The sequence below is a fragment of the Dokdonella sp. genome (genome assembly GCF_035703485.1).
Classification (GTDB): Bacteria; Pseudomonadota; Gammaproteobacteria; order Xanthomonadales; family Rhodanobacteraceae; genus Dokdonella.
In genome coordinates this window covers 1-7,837 of sequence record NZ_DASSYD010000176.1, presented here as the reverse complement: position 1 = coordinate 7,837, position 7,837 = coordinate 1, and the positions used below count along the sequence as shown (strand labels likewise).

Annotated in this window: 6 protein-coding genes; 3 read left to right on the top strand and 3 right to left on the bottom strand. The window is 60.8% G+C overall.

Translation table 11 applies throughout. The annotated features are described in order from the left end of the window. Positions 1-809: 809 nt before the first annotated feature. From VFN25_RS13575 to VFN25_RS13565, 3 genes are all read right to left on the bottom strand, one after another. Positions 810-1,742, bottom strand: coding sequence for an MBL fold metallo-hydrolase (locus VFN25_RS13575; protein ID WP_325142809.1), 933 nt, complete (start codon positions 1,740-1,742; stop codon positions 810-812). Between the two features lie 170 nt (positions 1,743-1,912). Further along, positions 1,913-3,163 (bottom strand): winged helix-turn-helix domain-containing protein, encoded by a 1,251-nt coding sequence (locus VFN25_RS13570; RefSeq protein ID WP_325142807.1) that lies wholly within the window; start codon positions 3,161-3,163, stop codon positions 1,913-1,915. Positions 3,164-3,178: 15 nt separating this feature from the next. After that, the gene (locus VFN25_RS13565) at positions 3,179-4,378 is read right to left on the bottom strand and encodes a CSLREA domain-containing protein (protein ID WP_325142804.1); all 1,200 of its coding nucleotides are present in this window, start codon (positions 4,376-4,378) and stop codon (positions 3,179-3,181) included. Between the two features lie 178 nt (positions 4,379-4,556). Here VFN25_RS13565 and VFN25_RS13560 point away from each other — a divergent pair, with 178 nt between their 5' ends. From VFN25_RS13560 to VFN25_RS13550, 3 genes are all read left to right on the top strand, one after another. After that, a complete protein-coding gene (locus tag VFN25_RS13560) occupies positions 4,557-5,735 on the top strand; it encodes an acetyl-CoA C-acetyltransferase (protein ID WP_325142801.1) in 1,179 nt (392 codons plus the stop codon). A gap of 154 nt (positions 5,736-5,889) precedes the next feature. Then, entirely contained in the window at positions 5,890-6,294 is a 405-nt protein-coding gene (locus VFN25_RS13555; RefSeq protein WP_325142799.1) for a hypothetical protein, read from the top strand. Positions 6,295-6,426: 132 nt separating this feature from the next. Further along, positions 6,427-7,837: carboxyl transferase domain-containing protein (locus tag VFN25_RS13550; protein WP_325142797.1), on the top strand; the 1,411-nt coding region annotated here is incomplete at its 3' end.

The window sequence follows — 7,837 nt, the reverse complement described above, 5'->3', positions numbered from 1 at the left end:
TCCCGCCACACCCGCGACTGGTCGCCGATCGGCGCCGTCACCCTCAACCCCGAACGCGACGCTGTCGTCACCGCTCACGTAGCGACAGACAAACAGCCCCTCGCTGCATGACTGAGGCGACAACTAACTTGACATGCGCCGTTCAGGTGCGCGAGGCTGCTCCGGGGTTCGCTGACAGTCCATCCATGGACTGGCATCGAACTGGCCCACATCGTGTGGGCCATCCTTCGGACATTCCCTCCGCAATCTCGCCGCAATCGAGGGGACCCCATTGAGCGCGCATCGTGCGCGCCAAAGCGAAGAGCAAAGCCAAAGCCCCTCATCCGCCTTCGGCACCTTCTCCCGCAAGGCGGGAGAAGGAAGATCATGAGCGAAGGCGGATGCGCGAGTTTTCGGGAATCCGCTTCGTCTTGGCTGCGCAGGATGCGCAGTAAATGGGCCCCCTATGTAGCGGTGAAGTGGCGTAGGAAAGGCCCACAGGGTGGCTCGCAGGGATGCGAGCCAGTTGGCTGCCAGTCCAGGGATGGACTGTCAGTCAACCCCCGGAGCCGCTTCGCGAAGTCGGAGGGCAGGAAGCCCGTAGACCGCGGTATCGGGGTGCTCTTTCTTTTGGTTACTTTTCTTTGAGCAAGCAAAGAAAAGTAACTCGCCCGCACGGGAGGCGGGTGAAAAAAGGCAGGGATGCCGCGCTCCGAAGGAGCGTAAAAATCAAGAACGGTCACTGGACCCCTGCCTTCGCAGGGGCGACGAAAGGTGGGGCGAAAGATCGAAGCCGATGCCGGCAATCGCGGCGATTCGGAGTCGGAATCTCAACGACGACCATGATCCAGCCAGATCTCCAGACCCTGAGCATTCAGTTCGATATCCGAAGACAGCAACTCAGCCATGCGCTCGCGTGTCATTCTGCAACCATGCGCCGTGGCACGCTCGAAATAGAGTTCCGCCAGTTTTTCCTTGATGAACTCATGGCGCTCGGCCTGACCGGCGCTCGACTCGGCAATCGCAACCATCGCGTCGATCTGCTCGAACAAATCACGACCCAGACGTTCGACGTCGGTGACACGACTGTAGTGGGTCAGAAACATGGCATCGGGCTTGAACAGCAGCATGCGCGCGATCGAACCCTTGAGGGCGACCGGATCGAATTGCACGGGGGTCGTCGTCGGCAGGATAAACGCGCCCTTGTCGGTATCGAATTCGCGATAGGAAAGACCGAACGTATCGCCCGGGAAAAACGAACGACTGCGTTCATCCCAGACCGAAAAGTGATGGCGGGCGTGTCCCGGCGTATCAAGACAGCGCAATGGACGGCCGGCCAGATCAATGACCGCCCCGTCGCGAATCTCGACGACACGCTCGGCGGGCACCGGGACCAGATCGCCATAGGTTCGCTTGACCTCTTCTGCACCGTAGACCGAGGAGGCACTGGCGACCAGGCGCGCCGGGTTGATCATGTGCGGCGCACCGCGCGGATGCACGGCGAGCTTCGCATTCGGCAACTGGCGAATGATCTCGCCGGCGCCGCCAGCGTGATCCAGATGCACATGGGTGACGATCACGTAGTCAACGGCTTCGCGGGCTACGCCCTTCAGATCGAGCTCGGCGAGCAGCGCCGGAATCGAGTAGTTGGTGCCGACATCGATGAAAGCGGCGCGGTTGCGCTCGATGAGCAGATGGCTGGCATCAAATGCCGGGCGATGAAAGCCGGTGTCGATTGCGGTGATGCCGTGTTCGAAATCCATGAATGAGTCGCTGTGTGAGGCGGGTGATCGCCCATGATCGCAGACCACGCGAGCAAGGGAAACGCGCACGCTCCAGAGATCATCCCCCATTACCTCAGCCGTTCGTCCTAAGCCAGTCGAAGGATGAACCCACGTTGCCGAGGTCTTGAGGCCAACTTCCGCTCACTACCCTACAAAGCCTTGCGCAACTCCACCGCAAGCGAACGCGGCTCACTGCGACGAAAGACAACCGTCGGTGTCTGATGCCAGTTGGCACATGCGTGGATCGCCGTTGCAAGAGTCTCGATCAGTTTCGCATCCACTTCGACATCGCCTTCAAGATGGATGCTCTTGACCTCGAACCGCCCGTCAGCCCGATGCGCCTTCGCATCGAGACGCCCGATGAGCTTGCCGCGATGCAGGATCGGCAGGACGAAATAGCCATAGCGCCGTTTTGCTTCCGGCACGTAACACTCGATGGTGTAGTCAAAGCCGAACATGATACTGGCGCGGGCGCGATCCCAGACCAGCGGATCGAACGGCGAGAGCAAAGTCGTATGGGTTGCACGCAGCTTGCCAGCCAGAGCCAGATTCAGATTTCCGACGTGATCGCGGTGCACATAGCCAGGATTCGCCCAACCCTGGACCTCGACTTCGATCAGGTCACCGCTGGCGACCAGCCCGGCAAGATCCGCGTCCTTGTGCTTGCGTCGCGTGCGGTAGTAGTCGGCGACCCAACGCGCCTGGGCGATTCCGAGCGCCTTGATCGAATCAAGAATCAGCGCGCGTTCAATCTCGTCGTCACTGAGTTTTGCCGTGTGCGGATCGAATTCCATGCGCGCCACGACACGCTCGCTCAGATCATAGACGCGCTGAAATCGCTCGCGTCGGGCAACCATCAGTTCGCCGCGCGTGAACAGCGCTTCGAGCCAGCGCTTTTCATCTTTCCAGTCCCACCATCCGGTCTTTGCGCGTTTCGTCGACTCGAATTCCGACGCCTTGGCCGGGCCCTGCTCGCGAATTCTCCTGAGCACCGCATCCATGTCGGCGCGCTGGGTATCGTGCAATCGCGCAGCGTTCTTGCACGCCCAGTGATGATCACGCGCACCACTCGCATGCTGGCCGCGATGCACGGCGAACCGTGAGCTCGGCACAAAGCAGGCTTCGTGTGACCAGCATTCGAAGATCTCGCCGTGCTCAAGCGCCTTGTCCAGCCACTCGACCGGATAGTTGCCAAGTCGTGAAAACAGGACCAGATACGGGCTGCGTGCAACCACGTGGATCGTATCGATCTGCAGCAACTGCATGCGTTCGATCGCTGCAAGCAAGTCGGCCCGACGCGGACGCGCTGGCGGTTTGCGCAAGATGCCCTGCGCAGCAAGGTGCAGGTTGCGCGCCTGCTGGGTGCCGAGTTTCAGCGCCGGCGACGGATTCTCGATCATGCGCACGCGCGGCTATCAGGGCAATGCCGGATCGAAGCCGTCGCGAAAGATCAGGTCATCGAGTTCGGCAGCACCAATATCACAACGCGCACCCTGCGGACGCAGCACGCCGCGTGCATCGCCAGCCTCGCACGCACCCGGACTGCCGCTACCGGGCATCAGCGGGCTACCCGCCTCGACGACCGGACTGGCAGCCGTCGGCAGAAACGTTTCCACGCTGCCGCCATACAAATCGAATGGCTGCAGCAGGGGATTCAACGGCTGGGTCGGCGTACCGGCTTGATCGCCCGGTTGCGGATTCGACAACACGCAGGCGTTGCCGATGATGCCAATGAGGTTGTGATCCAGGGAGATCAACTCGCCGCCTGGCTGAATCGCACAGTCGTGACTGACCAGGCCGCCACCGCCAAGACTGAGATCCAGATTGCGTGCCAGGATCGTGTTGGAAATGGTGACCGTGGCATTGACTTCGATGGCGCCGTCGCCGATGTCATCGAAATCGCTGTCGGCAATGTTCTGACTTGCGGTCACGTTGTTCAGTGATGCCGTGTCATTGAACGATGCCGCGGATCCCGAATCGAGCGCGGTATTCGAATCCAGAGTGACATTGCGCAGTGATGTGACGCTGCCGGCACCGCTCCAGACCGCACCGCCCGTGGTCGCGTCGTTGGCGTGGAATACCGAATCGACGATATCCAGCGTGCCAAATGACGCGATTCCACCGCCCTGGACGGTGGCATTGCCGGTCAGCGACACACTCTTGACCAGCAGGCTGACCCCCGCACCGAGCAGAATGCCACCGCCAATGTCACCTGCCCCATTGCGGATGGTCACGCCTTCGATGACGACATCCGTAGCCGGGCTGGCCACATCGAACACCCGGTCTTCGCGATCGCCACGGATGCGCGTGAGGTCGGCACCCGCTCCGCGCAAGCTCAGGTTGCTGCGGATATCGAGATCGCCGCTGGCATTGGCGTCCTCACCGGCTCCTTCGATTTCAAACCGATACTCGTCGGCGCCAAGCAGGATTTCATCAACTCCATTGCCGGCCGGACAGCCATTGAACGCTGAATCCGTGTTCGCCGCGGTAATCGCCTCGCGCAGGCTGCATTGGCCGTCGGCGGCAATCGTATCGCTGTTCGTCGTCACCGTTATCGTCGCGGCAATGGCATCACCGCTGAGGCCTGCAAGCAGGGCTGCGATTGGCATGCGCATGATTTCTCTCCGATTTCCGAGCGGCCATCCTTGAGCGAATCCGCCTTCAGGATCAAGTGCCGGAAGATTCAGTTTCGCCGGGGGCTCCCCACCAGCGCCCGAACATCGTGCAATAATCGAACAGCTAACTCCGGCGATCTGCCAGATCGCCTTCCCCACAGACAACGGAGATTTGACCATGTCCGACATCGTCATCGTCGGCGCCAAGCGCACTGCCATTGGATCCTTCCTCGGCCAGTTCAGCGGCGTTCCGACAACCACCCTCGGCGCGACCGCGATCAAGGCGGCTCTTGAGCAATCTGGCGTACCTGCTGCCGACATTTCGGAAGTCATCATGGGTTGCGTGCTTTCGGCCAATCTCGGCCAGGCTCCTGCCCGCCAAGCCTCACTTGCCGCCGATATTCCGAAATCGACTGGCTGCACGACGATCAACAAGGTCTGCGGATCAGGCATGAAGGCAATCATGCTGGCCCATGACCTGATCAAGGCCGGTTCGGCCAAGATCGTTGTTGCCGGCGGCATGGAGTCGATGACCAACGCACCGCATATGCTGCCGAATTCGCGTACCGGTAATCGCTACGGCAGTTTCGAAGCCGTTGATCACATGGCCTGGGATGGCTTGACCAATCCCTATGATGGCCAGTCGATGGGCGTCTTCGCCGAAGCCACCGCCGACAAATATTCGTTCACGCGTGAAGAGCAGGATGCGTTCGCGATCGAATCGGTCAAACGCGCCCAGGCGGCGATCGCTTCAGGTGCCTTTGCCGACGAAATCACTCCGGTCACGGTGCGCACACGCAAGGGTGAGGCCGAGTTCGCCACCGACGAGCAACCCGGCAAGTCCGACATCAGCAAGATTCCAAATCTGCGTCCGGCTTTCCGCAAGGATGGCGGCACGGTCACTGCCGCAAGCTCTTCGAGCATTTCCGATGGCGCAGCGGCAACCGTCGTCATGTCTGCCGACGAAGCAAAAAAGCGCGGCCTCAAGCCACTGGCCACGATCGTTGCCCATTCCACCCATTCCCAGGAGCCGGAGTGGTTCACCACGGCACCGGTTGGCGCCATCCAGCATGTTCTCAAGCAGGCCGGCTGGAAGGTCGAGGATGTCGATCTGTTCGAGATCAATGAAGCGTTTGCGGTTGTCGCCATGACACCGATCCGCGAACTCGGCATTGCCCACGAGAAAGTCAACGTCAACGGTGGCGCTTGTGCGCTCGGCCACCCGATCGGAGCCTCCGGCGCGCGCCTCGTGGTAACCCTGATCAATGCCCTCAAGGCGCGTGGCGGCAAGCGCGGAATCGCCAGCTTGTGCATTGGCGGTGGCGAGGCGACGGCGATCGCCGTTGAGCTCACGTAACGAATTCTTACTGTTTACCGGATTAGAGTAAGCGGTTCGATTTTTAACCTGTTCAAGTTCTCAGGCAGTTGTGTGCCTGACCGCGGACGTAGCCAATGCGGCGGGCAACGCTCCGAATACCCTGATACGCCGCTATTTATTTCGAGGGGACACCATGAATTTCACACGTATTCTTCTGGCTTCAACACTGGCTCTCGGCCTGGCCGCTTGCGGCAACTCCCAACAGAGCGCCCAGGAAGCGGCCGATGCAGCAACCAAGGCTGCGCAAGACGCCGCCGTTGCAACTCAGAAGGCTGCCGATGATGCGGCCATGGCTGCCAAGAAGGCTGCCGAAGCAACCGGTGCAGCCGTCAGCAACGCTGCCGAGGCGACTGGTGACGCCGTAAACAGCGCTGCCGAAACCACCATGGATGCCGCCAGCGATGCCGCTGACGCCGCCAAGGAAACCGCTGCTGATGCCGCCGACGCCGTAGGCGATGCGGCAGACAAGGCCAAGGAGGCCATGGAAGAAAAGAAAGACGCGATGGAAGAGAAAAAGGACGACGCTGAAAAGCATTGATCTGACGACTCGCTACCGATTCGCGATGATCCGGCCGCCTTGTGCGGCCGGTTTCATTTTCAATACCAGATGCGGTTGGGCTGCACCGTCCGTTATGCTCTGACCCATTGATTCCCGACGCGCAAGACGGCCATGCCACGCATCCAGTCCCAGATTGATCCCCGCTCACCCGATTTCATTGCCAATGCCGAGCATCTGCGCGGACTCGTCGACGATCTCAAGCAACAACTGCGCACGACAGCCCAGGGCGGTGGCGAGAAATCACGCAACAAGCACATCGAGCGCGGCAAGCTGCTGCCACGGGAGCGCATCCGCGCCCTGCTCGATCCCGGCTCACCCTTTCTTGAACTGTCGCCACTGGCCGCGCATGGCATGTACGACAATGCCGCGCCGTGTGCGGGACTGATCACCGGTATCGGCAGGGTCAAGGGACAAGAGGTACTGATCGTCGCCAATGATGCAACGGTCAAGGGCGGCACGTATTTTCCGATGACAGTGAAGAAGCATCTGCGCGCCCAGGAAGTCGCGCTGGAAAATCGCCTTCCCTGCATCTACCTGGTCGATTCCGGCGGCGCCTTCCTGCCGCTGCAGGATGAGGTGTTTCCGGACAAGGAGCATTTCGGTCGCATCTTCTACAACCAGGCACGCATGAGTTCACTCGGGATCGCCCAGATCGCCGTAGTCATGGGCTCTTGCACGGCCGGCGGCGCCTATGTTCCGGCAATGAGTGACGAGACCATCATCGTCAAGGAGCAAGGCACGATCTTCCTCGGCGGCCCGCCACTGGTGAAAGCCGCCACCGGCGAAATAGTCGACGCCGAATCTCTCGGCGGAGCCGATGTGCATACCTCGGTATCGGGCGTCGCCGACCATTTTGCCGAGAACGACACCCATGCACTGAGCATTGCGCGTGACCTGATCGGCAATCTCAACCGCAGCAAGACGATGCCGCTGGCGCTTGCCGAACCACGCGAACCCGCCTACGCCGGTGATGAGATCTACGGCATCGTGCCGCGCGAAACGCGCATCCCGTTTGATATCCGCGAGCTGATTGCACGCATCGTCGATGGCTCGGACTTCAGCGAGTTCAAGGCGCGCTATGCGAAAACCCTGATCACCGGCTTTGCCCACATCCACGGCTACCCGGTCGGCATCATCGCCAACAACGGCATCCTGTTTGCCGAATCGGCACTCAAGGGCGCGCACTTCATTGAACTGTGCAATCAGCGCAACATCCCGCTGGTATTTCTGCAGAACATCACCGGCTTCATGGTCGGACGCAAGTACGAAAACGCGGGCATTGCCAAGGATGGAGCCAAGATGGTCACTGCGGTTGCCTGCTCACACGTGCCCAAATTCACCGTGGTCATCGGCGGCAGTTTCGGCGCTGGCAACTACGCCATGTGCGGTCGATCCTACGGCGCCCGCTTCCTCTGGATGTGGCCAAACTCACGGATCAGCGTGATGGGTGGCGAGCAAGCCGCGAGCGTTCTCGCCACGGTCAAGCGCGATGGTCTCGAAGCGGCCGGCAAGACCTGGTCCG

Bases quoted from the DNA above. Each gene is read 5' to 3' on its own strand.
- VFN25_RS13575 (WP_325142809.1), bottom strand. From the start codon at position 1,742: ATGGATTTCGAACACGGCATCACCGCAATCGACACCGGCTTTCATCGC.
- VFN25_RS13570 (WP_325142807.1), bottom strand. From the start codon at position 3,163: ATGATCGAGAATCCGTCGCCGGCGCTGAAACTCGGCACCCAGCAGGCG.
- VFN25_RS13565 (WP_325142804.1), bottom strand. From the start codon at position 4,378: ATGCGCATGCCAATCGCAGCCCTGCTTGCAGGCCTCAGCGGTGATGCC.
- VFN25_RS13560 (WP_325142801.1), top strand. From the start codon at position 4,557: ATGTCCGACATCGTCATCGTCGGCGCCAAGCGCACTGCCATTGGATCC.
- VFN25_RS13555 (WP_325142799.1), top strand. From the start codon at position 5,890: ATGAATTTCACACGTATTCTTCTGGCTTCAACACTGGCTCTCGGCCTG.